Origin of the sequence: Bacillus chungangensis, assembly GCF_030812995.1 — a bacterium.
Classification (GTDB): domain Bacteria; phylum Bacillota; class Bacilli; order Bacillales; family Bacillaceae_C; genus Bacillus_CF; species Bacillus_CF chungangensis.
Genome location: NZ_JAUSTT010000013.1, coordinates 50,028 through 69,351 on the forward strand (window position 1 = coordinate 50,028; position 19,324 = coordinate 69,351).

Here is a 19,324-nt window from a genome sequence, read left to right on the forward strand (position 1 = left end):
TATTCAATCAATTCCAACTTGTAGGCGATCAAAGGAACAATAAAGAAAGTTAGTTTTTCGGACCTTAGGAAGTCAATTACTCCATTCGTTAATTCAGTCAACCTCCTAAATAATGAATATTCTAAACATTAAATTTTTAATTAAGCATATATTCATAGTGTTAAAGCCGGAAACTATCGGTTTCCGTTTTAAAAAACTTTAATAAAAGGAGAAGATGATGAAAAAAAATGTTCTGTTGTTAGTGCTTGCTTGTATTTTTATCTTGCCGTTAAACGCACTGGCTGGTTCTAAATGGGACCCGCCGGGAAATCCTGGAGAATGGTATGCTGGTGCGACCCCAGATGAGGTTGATCCAGCGAAGTCGCCAATTGTATTTGTTCACGGCTTTAATAGTTCCTCTTTTACTTGGACAGAAGGCAATGATATGGACAAAATCGCTTATGAAAATGGCTATGAAACTGCTTTTATTGATTTATATCCCGATAAAAATATGTGGGATAATGGTAAACTGCTTGCTGAGATGCTAGAGGATGTGTACCATCATTTTGGGAAAAAGCTTGTTGTTGTTGCACATAGTAAAGGCGGTGTTGATACTCAAACAGCTCTTGTCCATTACAATGCGCATCCATATGTCAACAGTGTGATTACCCTTGGCTCTCCCCATCATGGAACACAGCTGGCTGATCTGGCATATAGCAAATGGGCTGGTTGGTTAGCTGCTATCATTGGATTAAAAAATGATGCCACCTATTCTGTACAGACAAGCTACATGTCTTACTATCGGAGTGAGACAGATCGCCATAGCAATGTAAAACAGAATCCATTATACACTTTTTCAGGTACAAGTTGGGGATCGTTTGGCGGTGCGTTGTACTGGGGTGGATTGTATTTAAAACAATTTGGACAAAATGATGGGGTGATCACAGTTGACAGCACCCGTCTTCCGTATGCAAAAGAGGTAAAAAAGGACAACTGGGATCATCAATCTATTAAAAACGGCAGCTCAACATTTTCTTTATTCCGGCCTTATTTAAAAACTAGCACTTTTGATTTTCATACAGCAGAATCATATACGTATGAAGATGATACAAACATGAGTGAGCCTGCATTCTCTTATTTACATGGGGGAGCATATCGCGACATGACAACAGAAACAATTATTGTCGAAGATAGTGTTAAAAAAATGACAGTTAGTTGGATTAGTGATAAAGAATCGACGAATCTTACTTTAAATAGTCCATCTCAGAAAGAATACACAGATTTTATCGTTAATGAAATATCAGAAGGCATTTTTAAAGGGGCGTATGAATACACAATCGAAATAGACCAGCCTGATGCAGGGAATTGGGAGATAACAGCAGTTCAAACAATGGAGAGCTATTTATTAAATACAGTTTATGAAAGCGACATAAATAAAGAGCTTTCTGTACAGTTAAACAAAGGAAATGATCTAAGCTTATCCATACAAAGTGGTGATCATAAAATAGATGACAATCAGCTTGAAGCAAAAGTTCATGTTGAATATATTAATAACAATGTTAAAGAAGATGGTATCATTTTATCAAAGCAAGACAACGAGCAATCAGTAACGTTTCCTAATCATGGTGAAGGGGTATATAATTTTACAATTGATTTAAATGGTCTTACGAAAAATGGGCATCCTTTTCAACGATCTATTATTAAATCAGTCTATATGGATTCAAAGGGAAACATTTACAATAATTAAATAGCGTTTTTCGTTCAAATTTAATACAGAGTCAAAGTGTCTGGGTGTCCAGTACTCTTTCGATAACTCCCAGACACCATTATTCAGTAGAAGACGACTGTCCTTCAGCAGTCAGTTGTTTCCCTCTCTTCCTGTCCCCAAATCGGTACGCTACATCATCATTCTGCTTGAGAATATATTTAATAAATCGTTTTTTAAAAAACTTCTAAACTGATGATCGTATCCTTTCCTTTTTTGAGCACCTGTACGTAACCATACAGAGGCACCTAAGCATAAATTAATAGGAGTGCTGAATTGAAAAACAAACTGATTCTCTTGTTGTTGAAATGATTTACCATTTTTTAAAAATAGTGAGGGCAAGTCGCCAATTTAATCAGACTGGCACTTTTTATTGTCAATAATACAACTTGTTTGCATAAGATAAAGTATGAAATGTAGCAGTGTCGCGTCATCTTTCCAAAGTGGTTGATAATGGATATTCATGGTATTTGATCATGTAAAGGAGGGAATACAGAGTGTCTCATACAACGCAAAAACAGTTTGTGATTTCAAATGAAGATTGGTCCCTCCATCGTAAGGGATATGATGATCAAGAGCGTCATCAGGAAAAAGTACAAGAAGCGATTAAAGAGAATTTGCCTGATTTGATTACAGAAGAAAGTGTTATTTTGTCTAATGGCACAGATGTTGTAAAGATTCCTATCCGTTCATTGGATGAATATAAAATTCGTTATCACTATGACAAAAACAAACATGTTGGCCAGGGGAATGGTGATAGTCAAGTCGGAGATATTGTCGCTCGTGATCCTGCATCCCAGCAGGGAACAGGAAAAGGCCAGGGGGCTGGAAATCAGCCAGGAGCAGATTATTTTGAAGCAGAGGTTTCTTTAATGGAGTTGGAAGAAGCACTTTTTAATCAATTAGAGCTTCCCAATTTAGAGAAAAAAGAACATGACACTCATATGTTAGAACATATTGAGTATAATGATATTCGAAAAACAGGCATTACAGGAAATATTGATAAAAAAAGAACGATGATGTCCGCATTTAAGCGCAATGCAATGGGTGGAAAACCAAGTTTTTATCCAATTCTCCCTGAAGATTTAAGGTTTAAAACATGGAACGAAGTTTATAAGCCAGAGTCAAAAGCAGTCGTACTTGCATTAATGGATACAAGTGGTTCGATGGGTATTTGGGAAAAATATATGGCACGCAGCTTCTTCTTCTGGATGACAAGGTTTTTGCGAACGAAATATGAAACGGTCGAGATTGTTTTTATCGCCCATCATACGGAAGCAAAAATCGTGACAGAAGAAGATTTTTTTTCCAAAGGCGAAAGTGGCGGAACCATATGTTCATCTGCTTATCGCAAAGCATTAGAAATCATAGAAGAAAAATATCATCCTTCTGAATATAACATCTATCCTTTTCATTTCTCAGATGGAGATAACCTAACATCGGATAATCACCGATGTGTCCAACTTGTTTCCGAACTAATGCAAGTATCGAATCTCTTTGGATATGGGGAGGTCAATCAATATGAGCCCCCAACATATACCCAAAAGGCAGCGAAGGCTGCCTCAAAATCTCGGAAACAATTGTATAACAAATTCATCTTTTTTAATCCATTCTTTTTTTCTTCTGTATGTTGCCTTTATTAACACTGATTTAAGCAGCTTATTTTTCTCCTCTACATTGTCAATATTCTGATAAGCGTTTACAACAGACAGAATCTTTGGGATAACTTTTCCACCATGCTTTTCCTTCATTTTTTCTTTTTTGATTTCAACTTCAAGTGTATGAATCATCTGTAGTTGTTCTTGTATTCGTTCAACAACAATATGTTGTCTTTCTAAAAAAGTGTTCATATCGTAAACTCCTCGTTCCAGAAGATCGTGCAAATTGTCTTTTTGTGTTTCTAACTTAACTAGCTCTCTTTTTTGCTTATCTAATGATTTCTGTTTAATAGAAATTTGATTCGGGGTTTCTATTCGCTCTTCTTCAAAATCAAACTGTCCTAAGATCTTCTCCAATCCTTGTAAAACTCTTTCTTCTACTAGTTCGAGAGCTGCACCTTTTTGTTCCCCGCGGCATGCGGTATTCGAACATCTAATGCGGTTTGTCGGCCGGTCTTTTCTTGGCTGATATATCATAGATTTATTGCATAGCTCACAACGTAAAATACCAGCTAATGGATTCGCAAGTGATCTGGAGGGGTTTAACGGGGGTCTCCAACGCCCGCTATGACTTTCGTTCGCTCTATTATAAAGTTCTTTGCTAATAATAGGTTCATGAGCGTTATCGTGCCGCTGCCACCGATCAGGAGGAACTTTTCTTTTCATGTATTTCCCGTTTCTCTTCACACTTTTAGTCTTCCCCCAAACGATATGCCCAATATAGGACTCATTTTTTAAAAAGCTTGATATAGTTGAACTCTCCCAATACTTGCCGCCCCCCGGATTCGGTACTCCTAGTTTTTCTAATTCACTGCAAACTTGCTTTCGACCGCAGCCATCAGCAATCATCTGAAAAATTTTCTGTACGACCCAGCTTGTTTCTGGATCTGGATATAACTTTAAGTTTTCATCTCTTAAATAACCGTAGGGCGGCTTCTTCGAAATCGATTTTCCTTCTTTTGCTGAAGCGGCACGTCCTCGCTGCATACGTTTTGTAATCGTTTTTAACTCTTCACGTGAGATAATGGACTTGACTCCAAACAGCAGCTCCGCACCTTCCGATAGCGGATTAATCACCTCTGTTGGCGTAACGATAAGCGTTTCTGAGTATTGAAGAGTACGGAAGATTAAACCCATATCGAACATATCACCACGACCAAGACGATCTAAATCCATTGCCAGTATTGCATCAACAGCGCCATTTTCTACATTTCGCAGCAAACGTTGTATTTCTGGTCGTTCAATAATGTATTCGCCAGAAACGACTTCCTCAAAAATCTCAACAATATGATGCCCTTCTATTCTTACTAATTCCAACAGCTGCCTTCGATGTCGATCTAATGTGTCGTACGAAGTACCAGAAGCATTTGCCTTCTTTTCTTCTTCCATGTCTTTTCGGCTTTTTCTCAAATAAATGTAAACGTCAAGGTTTTTCGGTCTGTACATGATGATCACCTTTAAAGTGTATATGATGATTTGCTGACATTATGACAGATATTTGCCGGAAAAATGGGAATGTATGTATTGTTTTGTTGTATAAGAAAGCCCCGCCTATTAAGGAGGGGCTCAATTCATCTATGAAATTTCGTCATATAAGGTAATTGTTCTATTATTTGTTTGAACAATCCAATTCGTAATATGAAGTTCAGTATTATAAGTGATTTGTTCTTTAAAGATAACTTTACTATGAGGATAGGTATGTTGAAAAGAAATTTTCATATAACCATCTGTGGTTTCCTTGTAATAAAAGTCACTTATTTTTCCTCCATTACATCTGATTTTTGCTATTATATCTAGGTAATGGTTAGTTGGTCTTAACTTTGTTGGAGTCAATAGTGTAGTTTTCACTTATAATTCCTCCTTTTTACCGTAACGTTTAAGCCAAAACTCAAATTTTTTAAGTGATCTTTCTTTTGCTTTCGCAAAATCTATAGCGTTATAAGTAGAGATATGCTTTCTTGTTTCACGAAATAGTGTTTGATTGATATTCTTTATAATATATCCTATGTTATTAATCTTGTCTACTCCTAGATTTTCCTCATTTTTATTTAAATCATAACCTTTTTTTGTAAGATTAGAAGTTTTGAAAAAGTCTTCTACTTTTAAATTCAACCAATTGATGTAGTCTTGACGAAGAGTTTCAGCCATCACTATGTCATGGAATTCTTCATAATTTTTGTTAACTTTATTTTGGGCCTCGAGTTCACGAGATTTTATTAGAATTTGGGCATCCTCCTCAGATAATGCTCCAGTCGTAACTAAGTCATCCATCTTTTCTTTGAACTGCTTTAGCTCTTGTTGCTTCATCTCAATAATTTGTTGTTGAGCTTTTTTATATTCTTCGATACCGTTGGCAGTAAATGAATCTTCTTTTCCTACTCCTTTTGATGAATAAGTTGAAACATTAAGTTTTTGAACTGCTGAGATCGGAGTACGATCTTCATCTACCTCTGTTTTTTCACCAGTACTTTTCTTTTCAACGTAGCCAAGTTCATCGAAATCGAATGATAATTGTTCGGAAATCTCTCTGTGTTGCTGTCTTATGATATCCCCAAAGGTTTCTTGTTCTTTATAGTATTTCCATAATTCTTCTAAATTTAATTCTTGATGATAAATTACGTTACAGAAATTATCGATGGGATTTAATTTATTTTCACTATAAATTTTTCTTAATCCACGTCCAATAGCTTGAGCGTATGGTCCAAGTGTTTTAAAAGGCCGGAAGAGTGACACGATTGAAATATTAGGGTTATCATATCCTTCACCTAATAATTGTATGCTGACCATTACATCATATATACCGTTAGCGAAGTCATTCAGTCTTTGTTCTATATCCTTTTTCGAAACACTAGCCGTACTTACATAGCTGGCCTTGAAACCTAACTCATTGAACCATCTACAGACATCTTGAGCATGTTCGTCATTGCATGTAACAGCTAAAATTTGGTGGTGTGGGTAGCTTGTACGTTTTGTATCAAAAGCTTCTTTAGTTCGTTTAATAACTTCCTTTGAACATGATTCAGACATTGCGATAGACCGACTAACAAAGTCATTTCCTAGCTGAGCTTTGGCTTTTTCAAGAGAATACTTCTTGTTAGTATTTCTGTCAAAAAATGTGACCTCACCTGGAATGTCTTCATATTTAACAATGTTTTTGAGTAATCCATCCTTTATAGCTTCTCCCAACGTATATTCATATATGGGATCATAAGAATGAGTAGTGATTGTTTGTTTGTCTCCTCTGAATGGAGTGGCAGTTAATTTAATTACTTTGGTAGCTTTAAAATGTTCTAGTGCTTCTTGCCACATTGTAGCGGCTACATGATGAGCTTCGTCAATTATAATCATATCGAAAAAGTCAGGTTCTAATAAATTCATTAAATTTACTTCATCCTTACTACTTCCTATCTTATGTACATTAGTGATAATAATTTCCGCACCATTAAGTTTAGATAAGGTAAGTGATTTTTCTCCTTTATTCTCAGAGTTAAATCCAATATATAAATAGCTGTTTGGAAGGCGTTGCTGTTCTATAAGTATATTTCTTTTTATCCAAAAAGTTTGTTCGGGATTTTGAGTGGAATTAAAATGTTGAAATATGGTTTCTCTAATAATTGTTCCAGGAGTAATGATTAAGACTTTTCCTTTCGATAATCCAAAAGGCAGGATGGACATGACACCAGTTTTACCAGAGCCTGTGGGCATGACAATAAGTGATTCTCTATGCTCATAGTCTGGAAATTCTTCATAGTGTGCTAAGGCAGCTTCATAAGCTTTTATTTGAGCTGGGTATAAAGAAGGATTTCCTATTATATTAGCTTTCATTGTTTGGAATATTGACATGAGTAAACCTCCTATTAAATTTATTTGTTCTTATTAAGAAACTATTCCATACAATTAACTCTTCCTAACTGCCCCTTCAAGTAATTTTTTTACATTTAAATGGAACGATTAACTTTCTTTTTTCACATGTCTATAGAACTACAAAAAGGGCAAAAAAATATATATTCAATATTGAAGATTTTTTAAATGTGTAACTTCCCTAGAAACGCCATAGATTTCAGCCATCTCATTTATTGTCAGGCTAGTGTCCTTGAACTCATAAATGGCGTTATCTGTCATTAGCAGTTCAACTGCAAATGTATTTGCTTCTACTTCTATTTTTTCTTGTGAAAAAAATGTATGCGCCTTCAAGAATGAAGTGTTGACATCTTGGTGTAAGATGGCATGTCCCAATTCGTGCGCACACACGAAATATTGAGTAGCAATATCCAATCTGTTATTAATATGAATAAACTGAACGCGTATATAAGAGCTATAGTAGCCGAAAGTTTTACCTAAGTTTTCAAACAATATTTCAATATTACGTGCTTTTGCAATTTCAAAAGGGTTAATCGGCTTTCATTAATTGCTTCTTTGCCTCATATATTTTCAGAATATCTCCCAATTTTTTCATTTAATACCTACTTTACACTATATGGACTAAAAAATAAATAAGAATTTTAACAGGGTCGTCCACCTGAAGATGGTGCATATACATGCTCCAAAGGGGATGACCGCATGAAGCCACCAAAAGCATTCAAGTTTGGCAATACAACCGTCATCATCCATTCTCCACTCGCTCATATGACAAACCAAGAACAAAAACAATGGTTCGATAGAGAATGGAAGAATGGCAACAGTGTATTAAAAGGAATCGCTGCCACTTTGTTTAACCGACGTTCAAGCTCCTGGTGAGCTTGATGAGGTGGACAAGCTATTTTCATCTATTAAATGTGGAATAAACGGAAGGAGGCAAAAATTAAATTTAATAAAATTGCCTAAATTAACCGAATTATCTAGAAGGAAATATCGATAAGCGATATCGTTCAAAAATTTCTATGTAATTCGATTAGATTCGACAATAACGGAGGGAATCGTTATTTATGTCAAGAGTCTTGTATTCTCTTAGGCACAAGAGTAGAAAAAGCTATTTAATCTGATCCATCTTGCATTTTGAAATGAAGAAGGCGACATGCAATAAAATTACTAAAGAATTAGCGAGATGAGGGAGCCAGTACTCCTTTCTGGACATTCGCCTCCAATTTCAAGTCTTTATTTTATCACTTCCTAAAAATATTAAAGGGCTTCTTAGTTAATTTAGTAAATTTAATTATTATGTCTAAGACAAGTTCTCCTTTTTTTCATAAGATATAACGTAAGTAAAAAAACTGAAAAAGGGGGGTACTTTCAATGAGCTGCCATTGTAATAGATGTAGATGCGAAGACTCTCATTGGGATGATGTGTTTATATGTCCTACTAAAAAGATTGTAAAGAAAAGAACGAATCATCGTGTAGTGAAACACATTCACCCAATTGAGGTTATTAATGTAAATAGAAGAGTAATTTGGAATGAACATTTCTATCCAATCACTGAGAGAGATGTACATGAAACTGTTGAAGAAAACTGTCATTGTGGTTATTCTAAAAGATGTAAATAAAATGGGTTTTAGTATATGGAATTATTCAGGCACTCAATTATGAGTGCTTTTTTTATATGCGGATAAGTCATCAAATTAGTGGTAATTTTGAAAAACGGATCAATATATAAGGTAGCGATTAAGCCTAAGCCTATTTATAGATAGGTTAGAAAACGTTTAAAACAATACCTTGTGTCGTTAATCACTTTTACTTCTTTGATTGAAATAGGTAGTTTCGTAAATTGTTATTTTTAAAATACACATTCTTATATTAGATATGTAAAACGACAATAAGGAGGAGATTATCGGATGTCAAAACTATCTAAACATATAGTTGTTGTAGAGCTTGAAAGAACTTTCATTTACAGGAGCGATTAATACAAAAAATTAGAAACTTAAAATGTTTGCTTCATATTTACTACGAATGAAACATGAAAGAAAACTCGTATAATAGAAAATTTATTTTTGTAAATAACATTAATCTAATTGAGAATGGAGTAGAAAAATGGAAGGTTTTTTAAAATGGACGGCGGCAGCTGTATCGGCTGTCGTTTCTTTTTTATTTGGGGAATGGTCTCCTATGCTTAGTATTTTAATAGCATTAGTTATGATGGATTATGCTAGTGGACTTACGGCAGCATACCTTGAAGGCGGATTGAAATCTAATGTTGGTCTTTTAGGAATTGCTAGGAAAGTATTCATTTTTCTTATGGTTGCTGTAGCTAACTTAGTTGATGTAGTGATGATCGAAACAGGTATTCGAGAGGAGCCATTAGTAATGATGGCAGTTATTATTTTTTATATCATCAATGAATTACTATCCATAACGGAAAATGGCGGCCGCATCGGGTTGCCTATTCCAAGTCAAATTAGGCAAGCGATAGAAATACTAAGGCAAAAGGATAGTGATAAAAAATGAGCTTCATAGATGAAATTGCACCTTATGCTCAGGATATCGGAATAGAGAATGATATTCTTCCATCTTTAATCATTGGACAGGCGATACTTGAAAGTGCTTCTGGCAAGTCGGAACTGGCTCAAAAAGGGAAGAACTTGTTTGGGATAAAAGGATCATACAATGGAGAGTCCGTCACCATCCTAACGAAAGAATTTGTAAATGGGGAAGAAATCAAAGTAAACGCAGCTTTCTGTAAATATCCAAGTTGGCGTGAAAGTATCGAAGCTTTGGTGAACAAATACGTAAACGGTGTTTCATGGAATCAGGATTTATACCGAGCAGTCGTTGGTGAAGAAGACTACCGAAAGGCAGCACATGCAGTCAAGAATGCTGGCTACGCTACAGATCCTGCTTATCCAAGTAAAGTGATCAATATAATTGAGAAATACAATTTAACAAAATATGATCAAGTACCAGAAAGGATGGATAAAATGGTTAAGATCTTTATTGATGCTGGACATGGTGGAACGGACTCAGGAGCAAATGGAAATGGTTTAAGGGAAAATGATGTGACACTACAAATCGCTAATCGTGTACGTGATATGCTGCAAAACGAATACCAAAATGTATCAGTCAAAATGAGTCGTACAGATGATCAAACACTATCGTTAAAACAGCGGACAGATTTGGCCAACGCTTGGGGAGCTGATTTCTTCCTTTCTATTCATATCAATTCAGGAGGCGGAGTAGGTTATGAAGATTTCATTTACGACAAGTTGTCCGACAGCTCAAGAACAGCTCAACTACGAAATGTCATTCATGAAGAAATTACTAGATTGATAGGAATGAAAAACCGCGGCAAGAAAAAAGCAAACTTTCATGTGCTACGTGAATCTAAGATGGATGCGATCTTAACCGAGAATGGGTTCATTGATAATGCTGGTGATGCAGCACTGATGAAAAGCAATGCGTGGCTGGATAAAGCGGCTCGTGGTCATGTCAATGGTTTGGCTAGGGCGTTAGGGTTGAAAAAGAAAAGTGGCATTGCAAATCCTACAGTGCCAAAGGAGGAACCAAAAATGGACAAAAATAAACCATCCGCATGGGCGAAAAAAGATTGGGATGAAGCTGTTGCTAATGGATACTTTGACGGCACACGTCCACAAGAAAACATCACTCGCCAGGAAATGGCTGTTGTCGTGAATCGCCTGCGGAACAATCTGCTGCCTTTGATACACTCAGAAAAATAAAAATAGCCCGCCATAATGACGGGCTGTTCCTCATCTAAAAGAGACGTCCAACTGGGCGTCTTTCCAATCCCTCATAGGTAAGATATAAACCCCAAAATTGGTTAATGTTATGCACATTACAAAATTTCAGATTGCCGTTCAAGCCAATTAAAATTTATCCCACATCTAACTGGCAGTAAGACCCCCACCTCAAGAGTTAAGAGGATTCGAAGAAGTCTAGGTGGGATAACTGCCAGTAAATGTCCGATTGGTTCGGGCCGACAGGATGTCGGTCACAAAGGCGTTGCAACAGGACGTTGCGACCTTAGCCTTTGTTCTACTAACCATCAGTAGGGGATGAGAGAAAACCCCCACTGATGGAAGTCTCACTTTATTGTGATATACGAAAAAACAGACAGTTTCTTTCTTACCGCTAATCAAGTGTTTTTATGAAGTTTTAGCCTTTCCACTTAAAATACATTCATCTTCAATGACGTGCTTTAGATAGTTCATGAACAGATATATTACTATGTTTAGTCAGTTTATAAATAGTAAGTGCTGATATAACAATGAAATTAGATAGTAATCAATAATTCAGTAAGGATAGTGAATGTGGCGGTTGTAGTTCACTTAAATAAAAAAGTGTTATTTTGCTGACATCTCCTCGGCAAATGCTAAATCAGCTGGAGTGTGTTCACCTTGAAAGATTTGTTTGAATTCATTCGGCGTGAGGTTAGTTTCTTTTTTGAAAATGCGACTAAAGTAGGTTAATTCAGGATATCCAACTTGTTCAGCAATTTCTGTTATTGTTAACTCAGATGTTCGTAATAGCTTTTTCGCTTGTTCGATTCGGTAATGTCGTAAATAACTTGAAAACGTCATGCCTACTGTTTCTTTAAAAAAACGACTTACATAACTTTTGTTCAAATGCATAAAGTGAGCTAATAAATCTAAATTAATTTCTTCATTATAATGTTCGTGCACATATTGCATCATTTGACTGGCACTTTCTTTAATAGTATCTGTAACCGATTTTCTTTCGTAATGGAGTAAAGAAACTTGATTTAACGCTAAAATAGCACGGTGGATCGCAGATTTGCATTCCTCTACATCCAATGGCTTAACAAGATAATCAATCGCACCACAACGAATGCCAGTTTGAATATGTTTAAAATTTTCCTCATCATCTAGTAAAATCACTTTGACGTTAGGATAACGCTTTACAATGTTTGTTTTATAATGAAAAATATCATTACTAGAGCCACTTAGATCTAAAATCAGCATGTCAGGTTGTTTCACCAGTGAATGTTGATACGCTTCTTCAGCTGACAAAGCGTCTTCAAGAAAAGTAACATTAAAAAAGTATTGGCCAAATAGTCGTTTTAAAAACTCTCGATCTGCTTGATAAGGACTCGCTATTAAAACACGGCACATGAACAACACCTCACTATTTATTCAGATCGTCTCCCTCTTTATAAGTATAGCATGAATACATTGTAAGCTATATGATTGGAGTTAGTACTTCAGTTTTAATTGTGAAATTGTGAGCAAGTGTCAAAATAGTGCAAATAAAGCCAAAAATAATCCTAACGACTTAATATGTAAACGCTTTATGATAGAGGTAGAAAAAATACAATTTAAAGGGGATGGCAACATGGCTATCAATTTAGCAAAAGAAAACGCTCACGAATTTGAGATAGAAACCTTCATCCATGAAGCAAAGCAGGCTCAAAAAGTATATGCCGATTTTACCCAAGAACAAGTAGATAAAATTGTGGAAGCTGTTTCATTGGAATTAACAGAAGCAGCAGAGGATTTAGCGATAAAAGCTCATACGGAAACAGGCTTTGGAAATATAAAAGATAAAACAACGAAAAATTTATTTGCCAGCCAGCAGGTATATGAGAGCATCAAAAATGAAAAGACTGTTGGTGTTATTCATCGGGATGACGTAAATAAAGTAATAGAGGTTGGAGTGCCAATGGGTGTTATTGCAGCACTTGTTCCTGTTACTAACCCGACATCAACGGTTATTTTTAAAACATTAATTGCATTAAAAACGAGAAATGCAATTGTATTATCACCTCATCCAAAAGCAGTCAATACAATTGTTGAAGCAGCACGTTTAGTAGAGGCAGCAGCAATAGAAGCTGGTGCACCGAAAGGAATAGTACAAGTAATTGAGTCACCAAGTCTAGAAGGAACACAAGCTTTGATGAAGCATGATGATATAGCGTTAATTTTAGCGACTGGCGGAGGTCCAATGGTAAAAGCCGCTTACTCTTCAGGCAACCCAGCAATTGGTGTAGGACCTGGTAACGCACCAACATTTATTGAAAAAACCGCTGATATAAAAGCAGCTATTGATAAAATTATTACGAGTAAGACATTCGATCATGGCACGATCTGCGCTTCGGAACAGTCACTTGTCGTAGAGAAAAGTGTGAAAGAACAAGTTGTTCAGGAATTGAAAAACCGGCATGCTTATTTTATGAATCAAAAGGAATCAGAACAAGTTGCGAAGTTTATCATGCGAGAAAATGGCACAATGAACCCACAAATTGTAGGAAAACCAGCAACCGATATTGCGAAACTATGTGGCATTATTATTCCTACTGACACTACTGTTCTTATTTCAGAAGAAACAACAATAGGTTCAGACAATCCTTATTCACGCGAGAAATTGACTCCTATTTTAGCCTTGTATACCGTTGATGATTGGGAGGAAGGAATAGCTACATGTAACGCTATTTTAGAAAATGAAGGTGCTGGTCATACAGCTATTTTGCATACGACTGATGGCGATTTAGTACAAGATTTTGGTTTGCGTATTAAAGCATCACGCATTTTGATTAACACGCCTGGAACATTTGGAGGAATCGGCTTATCAACGAAGCTCTCTCCATCTTTAACGCTAGGTTGTGGTGCAATAGGTGGCAGTAGTATTACAGATAATGTAAGTATCCGACAATTAATGAATATTAACCGAATAGCTTATGATAATCAATAATCATACTTCCTTCAGATTCTAGGTCACCCTAGAGCTAACGGTTACTATTGATATGATATAAATTACCACTAAGGGTGGGAGAATATTGAAGAAATTTTATTTAATTACTTCTATGAAATTTAGAATAAACAAAGCCGTTGATAGGTATTTATTTATGTTTAGTATTTACTCCTAAGAACTTATTGTATATTAACGATTTCGTGTAGTATGTACATCTGTCTAAGGGCTTCTTTCATTTTATGAAAATAGTATATTCGGAATAATCGATCATTTGGGTATATGTTGGGTAGTTATATCAATACAATCGTTATTCAACGTTAATGTCAGCATACAAAAATTTTCAGGACGATAAATTTCGTTCCTACATTTTAAAACAAAAAAAAGATGTCTTTTTTGCGATGAAGCACTTTTTTAGCAGTGAAAAGCAAACAATTGCACAGTGAGCTATTGACAGTCCCACTTAAAGTATATAGTGGGGCTGTCCAATGCACCAACTCCTGAAGTCGTTCTCAAATATGACATTTAAAGTTGACCACTGCAAATATAATAGCGCACACTTATTGTATAGATGAAAATCAATGGAAGAAAACGATTGCACCAGTTAATCCTTCGTTATTCATTGGTCCTCCTAAAGAATGTGAAAGAGGGAGTAAAAGGACAGCTTATCAAAATACCCATTATGTAAATTATTGGAATTACAACACCAATAAATATCAGCCCTATTATCAACCAAACTATCAACCCACCCCATATTTACAGTATTATGATTAAATGACATGTTGTTACATGTCTTTTTTTGATATTGTTATGTAAGATAATAGAATTCCGATAAGTTGGACGTGTAGAGCAAAGGAACTGTTGAAGTAATACTTAAGGAGCTTTATAGTTCAATTGACCTAATGGTTCTTGTTTTTCTTATATTCACTGCTTATTCGTTGTTTACTATATAAATAAGGAGGAAGTGATAGATGAAAATTTTTAAAAAAAGGAAGAATAAAATGAGCTACTTACTCTATTTTATTCTGGTGGCTATCATTTTTGTTGTTAGTACCTCTATCTATCAATACATAGGTGTGAGAACGGATCAAAAAAATCATTCTTTTTTAGGCAATTTTATTAAATTAGAAAATGAAAAGATTCATTTTTATGAAGCCGGAGAAGGTGAGGTAACGGTTGTATTCGGCTCTGGCAGTGGGACCTCTTCACCTTATTCAGATATGTATTATCTTCAAAATGAAATTAGTAAGTATACGAACACAGTAGTTTATGAACGTCCAGGATATGGGTGGAGCGATAAAACGTCTAAAAAGAGATCTGTAGACAATATTTCAGAGGAAATTAGTGATGTATTAAAAGAAACTAGTGGTAATGACTCCTATATTTTTGTAGCACACTCCATGGCTTCATTGGAAGTAATGCGTTATGCCCAAAAGTATCCTGAGCAAATAAAAGGAATTGTATTAATTGATGGAGTAAGTCCAGAATTTGCATTAAACATGGAAAATACAGTGTCAACTGGTTATTACTTCATGCAAGGGTTGAAAAATACAGGAGTACTCCGTCTATTAGCTAATATGGACAGTGTGTATGAAGGTTTAAATACAAACAATTACTTGCCGGAAGATTTGAAAGAACAGAATACTGCATTAACTTTAAAGCACCTTTGGAACAGCACAATGTTAAATGAGAGGAAACTTTTAAATGAAAATGGAAAAGTAGTTATTTCTAATGGAGACCTTGGAGACATTCCATTAGTCATTTTAACTGCTGAAACTAGTGAAATGAAAGGATGGCACGAATCTCAGGAAACTTTAAAATCCTGGTCTACGAATAGTCATCAAATTTTAGTAGAAAACACGAATCACTTTATCCACTACGAAGAACCTAATGTAGTTATTGAAGAGATTAAGAAACTACTGTCCGTTTCAGACTAGGTAGCATATATTGTACTTAATATGGAGAAAAATAGAAGAACGAGATTAAGCGTGTAAACTAAGAAGTGGGGTGAAGTTCCTTCTTTTAACCACCAATAATTTATATTTCCGATTTTTTTGGATGAATTGATGACAGATTTGTTCGGAAATGAAACCAATTTTATCTACGTCTTCGTTAATCCCTGTTATCTAAGTTACATGATATGCCTGAAACAGTTGTACCAATCTCTTTTTCGTTTTTATTATGAGTGAGTACGCAATTATATCATGAGGACAAAAAAAAGACTCCCGGAATGGCAAACCGGGAGTTTTCAACATGACGTTTGAATTACCGCTAATAAAAACATCAATGAACTAATAACATCACACTAACTTGAAACAACATCACATTAACTAAAATCGGTGTACAACAATGAATACAATTTCAAGACTTTCCATGTTTTACAGATTCTCATTTGACTTTGCCTGTAGGAAACGTTCGTTTACCATGTCCCAATTAACCGTTTCCCACCAATTTGTAACAAACTCAGGCCGACGATTTTGATACTTTAAGTAATAGGCGTGCTCCCATACATCAATGACGAGAAGCGGCACCTTATCTTCTACAAGAGGGGTATCTTGATTTGGTGTACTCGTGATAGAGAGCTTTCCTTTGTCATAGACTAGCCAGCCATATCCGCTTCCAAAACGGCCTATAGCGGCTTGGGATAGTTGATCTTTAAACTGATCAAAGCTTTTAAAATAGTAATCAATTTCCTTAGCAATATCAGCAGTTGGCTCGCCGCCTCCTTTAGGGCTCATGACTTCCCAGAATAGGCTGTGACAGTAGTGTCCCCCACCATTATTGCGAACAGCCGTTTGAATATCACTAGGCAGTGAATCAACGTTTCGCAATAACTCCTCTAAAGAATTTTGTTGTAAGCTTTCATGGTTTGCCAAAGCATTGTTTAAATTATTTACATAAGTTGCATGGTGCTTTGAATGATGAATTTCAAGTGTGCGAGCATCAATATATGGCTCTAATTCATCATATTCATATTGCAGCTTAGGCAAGGTAAAAGTAGACAATTTATCACCTCTTTCGTTGATTTGGTTATGGGACACTTTTTTCCTTAAATTAAAAAAGTTTCTCTGATGCAAATTTACGATTTTTAAAATGAAAAGTCAACTACCTGTACGAATATTATTAAAAATAAGACTAAAGAACTAAAATTCTATTCTCACTTCTTCGAATGAATGTTTGTCTAAGCAAGTTAGAGTTGATGAGGATGTTATTGACGAGGCAAGAAAGCGGGAGGCAATTCTAAAGAAAAGGCTCAAAAGAACGTTAAAAAAGTTCTTTTGAGCAGTCATTTTCCCATTTCTCTAAAACGAGGTTCATTAATACTTCAATGAAATCGTGGCTGTCATTTAAATATTGCGTGCGAACAAAATCTAAATGTAATTCCTGAGCAAGCTGTTGGCAATCCACCCCTGCTTCATATATTGCTTCAACATTTTCAATCATCGAAAGAAGTTCACAAACAACGACAGCTTTAAATCCATCATTAGCTGCACAATGAATGACTTCAAGTACATCTGGTTCTAACCAGACTTGCGGTTTTGGATTGCCGCTTCTATATGCCATTTCATAATTTCTCCATGAAATGGAGGCTGCAGTTTGTTCTGCTAAATGTTGGTACTGTCGAATGAATTCTTTATGTCCACTCGGCAAACCAGGCTGACTATGGGCTGTGAAAATCACTTTTGTCTGAGCGCGCACGCTGTTAGGCAGCCAATTAATCGCATCTTGTAATCGTTCAGAAATAAGCATGATAAAAGCTTTGTTATCAAAATAATCATGTATATGCAGCACAGGAATGGCTGCTTCCATTTGAGCTAATTGTTTTTTTACTGTCCTTTCATATTTTTTCGTACCAGAATGAGAATATAAAGGGGAAAGCGGCAATGTAAAAATTTTAGTAACGCCATCTTCTATGCATTGTTTGACGACGTCTCCAATAAAAGGCGACGTATGTTTATTGCCAATATATACTTTCCACTTTTGTGATGTAGCGCTGCTTAGTCTTTTTTCCAACGCTTTTGCAATGCGAATACTGTACGAGCCAAGGGGATCACATGTACCTATTGCAGCGTATTTTTGGATTCCTTTTTCGATAATCTGCTTGTTTGGCAGTCTTCTATTAAAAATATGATTGTAAAAAGGTTCCACATCATCAAGCGAATGAATCGTTCCATAACTAAATAAAATGAGACCATTCATGATGAACTCACTCCTTCGCAGGATAGATCCAATTTGTTAATATTTCTAAACCATCTATTACTTTCGTATTTGGGTTTAATAAGTATTTAACTTCTAATACCTTTAACTGATCGTTTTTTACTGCTTGTAAAGTGCTCCAGCCAGGTGTTTCAATTAAATCTTTATAAGTTTCTTCGCCTCTGCCAGCCCAGTCTAAAAGCACGATATAATCAGGGTCCATTTTTATTACTTGTTCCACAGATGCTTTGGTTGAACGATCAAGGCCAATTGTATCTACGGCAGGGGCTCCGCCTGCAAGATGAATGATATCATATGAAATATTTCCAGCTGCCATCATATAAGGGCCTGTTCCGGGGCCAACTTCCGAAAGTACAAGGACTGTCGGCTTTTCTGCATCTGTTGGAATCTGTTTTTGGATTTCTGCCATTCTATTATTCATTTCTTCTACTAAAGTGTTTGCTTTTTCTTCTTCACCAATTGCCTGTCCAATAATGAATAAGTTATCTTGGAATTGTTTTACAGTCTCCATTTTATCAAATGAAAGAATAGGAATTCCAGCTTGGCTAAGTACTTGATCAGCATCCTCTTCTTGGCCATGTAATTTTGTTAGTAATAACAAGTCAGTTTTGTATGAAAGCACTTGTTCAGGATCAATAGAAGTCGCAGAGGCAATATTGTTTTCGATATTCGCAGCTTTTTCAGATTGTGTAGACAAATATGGATCAGCTATACTACTTGAGATTGCCACTACTTTTGATTCATCAACAAGCTCTAACACAATTTCTGCTACATCAAGAGAGAGAGGAGCTATCTTCGTTGGTTTTTCAGGAATAGAAATTGTCTTGTCTCCAATCTGAATATTACGCGGAAAAGCATTCATTTCTTTTGTCTCTTCTAACATTTCTTCTTTCTTTGGAGATGCATTTTCTGGCGTTTCTTCTTTTTTTCCAGTACAAGCACTTAATAAGAGTACAGATATGATTGCACAAGCAAAGCTTTTTGTTCTAAGTTGCATTTTCTAAATCCTCCATTATATATTTAATTTTCATTTATCCCACATCTAACTGGCAGTAAGACCCCCACCTCAAGAGTAAGAGGGAATCGAAGAAGTTTAGGTGGGGGATAACT

Annotated in this window: 15 protein-coding genes and 3 pseudogenes; 10 read left to right on the forward strand and 8 right to left on the reverse strand. The window is 35.8% G+C overall.

Annotated elements, in window-relative coordinates:
* Window positions 1–217: 217 nt before the first annotated feature.
* Both J2S08_RS11705 and yhbH read left to right on the forward strand, forming a co-directional pair.
* Window positions 218–1,726: an esterase/lipase family protein gene (locus tag J2S08_RS11705; RefSeq protein WP_307229684.1), complete on the forward strand. Its 1,509-nt coding sequence runs from the start codon at window positions 218–220 to the stop codon at window positions 1,724–1,726.
* Between the two features lie 515 nt (window positions 1,727–2,241).
* Window positions 2,242–3,330 (forward strand): annotated as a pseudogene (gene yhbH, locus J2S08_RS11710) (sporulation protein YhbH); the annotation flags it as partial.
* Here yhbH and J2S08_RS11715 read toward each other — a convergent pair.
* The 4 genes from J2S08_RS11715 to J2S08_RS11730 form a co-directional block, all read right to left on the reverse strand.
* On the reverse strand, window positions 3,307–4,848 hold the full coding sequence (locus J2S08_RS11715) for a recombinase family protein (protein WP_307229688.1): 1,542 nt from the start codon (window positions 4,846–4,848) through the stop codon (window positions 3,307–3,309). The pseudogene yhbH and the gene J2S08_RS11715 sit on opposite strands and share 24 nt — an antisense overlap.
* A gap of 129 nt (window positions 4,849–4,977) precedes the next feature.
* Window positions 4,978–5,250 carry a hypothetical protein gene (locus tag J2S08_RS11720; protein WP_307229690.1) on the reverse strand — a complete coding sequence of 91 codons (273 nt, stop codon included), beginning with the start codon at window positions 5,248–5,250 and terminating at the stop codon, window positions 4,978–4,980.
* Window positions 5,251–7,245: a DEAD/DEAH box helicase gene (locus J2S08_RS11725; RefSeq protein ID WP_307229692.1), complete on the reverse strand. Its 1,995-nt coding sequence runs from the start codon at window positions 7,243–7,245 to the stop codon at window positions 5,251–5,253.
* 165 nt (window positions 7,246–7,410) lie between these two features.
* Window positions 7,411–7,797, reverse strand: a complete 387-nt coding sequence (locus J2S08_RS11730; protein ID WP_307229822.1) for an ImmA/IrrE family metallo-endopeptidase — start codon at window positions 7,795–7,797, stop codon at window positions 7,411–7,413.
* A gap of 165 nt (window positions 7,798–7,962) precedes the next feature.
* Between J2S08_RS11730 and J2S08_RS11735 the strand changes: the two genes are divergently transcribed.
* The 5 genes and pseudogenes from J2S08_RS11735 (at window position 7,963) to J2S08_RS11750 (ending at window position 11,010) form a co-directional block, all read left to right on the forward strand.
* Window positions 7,963–8,139, forward strand: coding sequence for a hypothetical protein (locus tag J2S08_RS11735; protein ID WP_307229694.1), 177 nt, complete (start codon window positions 7,963–7,965; stop codon window positions 8,137–8,139).
* A 495-nt stretch (window positions 8,140–8,634) separates the two neighbouring features.
* On the forward strand, window positions 8,635–8,883 hold the full coding sequence (locus J2S08_RS22530; protein ID WP_370875675.1) for a CotD family spore coat protein: 249 nt from the start codon (window positions 8,635–8,637) through the stop codon (window positions 8,881–8,883).
* 484 nt (window positions 8,884–9,367) lie between these two features.
* Window positions 9,368–9,781, forward strand: a complete 414-nt coding sequence (locus J2S08_RS11740; protein WP_307229695.1) for a phage holin family protein — start codon at window positions 9,368–9,370, stop codon at window positions 9,779–9,781.
* Window positions 9,778–10,203: pseudogene (locus J2S08_RS11745) on the forward strand (glycoside hydrolase family 73 protein); the annotation flags it as partial. The gene J2S08_RS11740 and the pseudogene J2S08_RS11745, both read left to right, overlap by 4 nt.
* 48 nt (window positions 10,204–10,251) lie before the next feature.
* Window positions 10,252–11,010 (forward strand): N-acetylmuramoyl-L-alanine amidase family protein, encoded by a 759-nt coding sequence (locus tag J2S08_RS11750; RefSeq protein WP_307229824.1) that lies wholly within the window; start codon window positions 10,252–10,254, stop codon window positions 11,008–11,010.
* 624 nt (window positions 11,011–11,634) lie between these two features.
* Here the strand turns inward: J2S08_RS11750 and J2S08_RS11755 are convergent.
* Complete coding sequence (locus J2S08_RS11755; RefSeq protein WP_307229697.1) at window positions 11,635–12,423, reverse strand: helix-turn-helix domain-containing protein; 789 nt, start codon at window positions 12,421–12,423, stop codon at window positions 11,635–11,637.
* Window positions 12,424–12,643: 220 nt separating this feature from the next.
* Here J2S08_RS11755 and J2S08_RS11760 point away from each other — a divergent pair, with 220 nt between their 5' ends.
* The 3 genes and pseudogenes from J2S08_RS11760 to J2S08_RS11770 all read left to right on the forward strand — a co-directional run bounded on the left by J2S08_RS11760 (window position 12,644) and on the right by J2S08_RS11770 (window position 15,933).
* Window positions 12,644–13,999 carry an acetaldehyde dehydrogenase (acetylating) gene (locus J2S08_RS11760; RefSeq protein ID WP_307229699.1) on the forward strand — a complete coding sequence of 452 codons (1,356 nt, stop codon included), beginning with the start codon at window positions 12,644–12,646 and terminating at the stop codon, window positions 13,997–13,999.
* Between the two features lie 296 nt (window positions 14,000–14,295).
* Window positions 14,296–14,442 (forward strand): annotated as a pseudogene (locus J2S08_RS11765) (sporulation protein YhbH); the annotation flags it as partial.
* Window positions 14,443–14,967: 525 nt separating this feature from the next.
* Complete coding sequence (locus tag J2S08_RS11770) at window positions 14,968–15,933, forward strand: alpha/beta fold hydrolase (protein WP_307229702.1); 966 nt, start codon at window positions 14,968–14,970, stop codon at window positions 15,931–15,933.
* Window positions 15,934–16,374: 441 nt separating this feature from the next.
* On the opposite strand, the gene J2S08_RS11775 is transcribed toward J2S08_RS11770, so the two are convergent.
* The 3 genes from J2S08_RS11775 to J2S08_RS11785 form a co-directional block, all read right to left on the reverse strand.
* On the reverse strand, window positions 16,375–17,001 hold the full coding sequence (locus J2S08_RS11775; protein WP_307229704.1) for a superoxide dismutase: 627 nt from the start codon (window positions 16,999–17,001) through the stop codon (window positions 16,375–16,377).
* A 259-nt stretch (window positions 17,002–17,260) separates the two neighbouring features.
* Window positions 17,261–18,196, reverse strand: a complete 936-nt coding sequence (gene hemH / locus J2S08_RS11780) for a ferrochelatase (RefSeq protein ID WP_307229705.1) — start codon at window positions 18,194–18,196, stop codon at window positions 17,261–17,263.
* A 7-nt stretch (window positions 18,197–18,203) separates the two neighbouring features.
* Complete coding sequence (locus J2S08_RS11785) at window positions 18,204–19,211, reverse strand: ABC transporter substrate-binding protein (protein WP_307229707.1); 1,008 nt, start codon at window positions 19,209–19,211, stop codon at window positions 18,204–18,206.
* Between the last annotated feature and the right edge of the window lie 113 nt (window positions 19,212–19,324).

Coding starts and splice junctions, on each gene's coding strand:
- J2S08_RS11705 (WP_307229684.1), top strand. CDS start 218: ATGAAAAAAAATGTTCTGTTGTTAGTGCTTGCTTGTATTTTTATCTTG.
- J2S08_RS11715 (WP_307229688.1), bottom strand. CDS start 4,848: ATGTACAGACCGAAAAACCTTGACGTTTACATTTATTTGAGAAAAAGC.
- J2S08_RS11725 (WP_307229692.1), bottom strand. CDS start 7,245: ATGTCAATATTCCAAACAATGAAAGCTAATATAATAGGAAATCCTTCT.
- J2S08_RS11735 (WP_307229694.1), top strand. CDS start 7,963: ATGAAGCCACCAAAAGCATTCAAGTTTGGCAATACAACCGTCATCATC.
- J2S08_RS22530 (WP_370875675.1), top strand. CDS start 8,635: ATGAGCTGCCATTGTAATAGATGTAGATGCGAAGACTCTCATTGGGAT.
- J2S08_RS11740 (WP_307229695.1), top strand. CDS start 9,368: ATGGAAGGTTTTTTAAAATGGACGGCGGCAGCTGTATCGGCTGTCGTT.
- J2S08_RS11750 (WP_307229824.1), top strand. CDS start 10,252: ATGGTTAAGATCTTTATTGATGCTGGACATGGTGGAACGGACTCAGGA.
- J2S08_RS11755 (WP_307229697.1), bottom strand. CDS start 12,423: ATGTGCCGTGTTTTAATAGCGAGTCCTTATCAAGCAGATCGAGAGTTT.
- J2S08_RS11760 (WP_307229699.1), top strand. CDS start 12,644: ATGGCTATCAATTTAGCAAAAGAAAACGCTCACGAATTTGAGATAGAA.
- J2S08_RS11770 (WP_307229702.1), top strand. CDS start 14,968: ATGAAAATTTTTAAAAAAAGGAAGAATAAAATGAGCTACTTACTCTAT.
- hemH (WP_307229705.1), bottom strand. CDS start 18,196: ATGAATGGTCTCATTTTATTTAGTTATGGAACGATTCATTCGCTTGAT.
- J2S08_RS11785 (WP_307229707.1), bottom strand. CDS start 19,211: ATGCAACTTAGAACAAAAAGCTTTGCTTGTGCAATCATATCTGTACTC.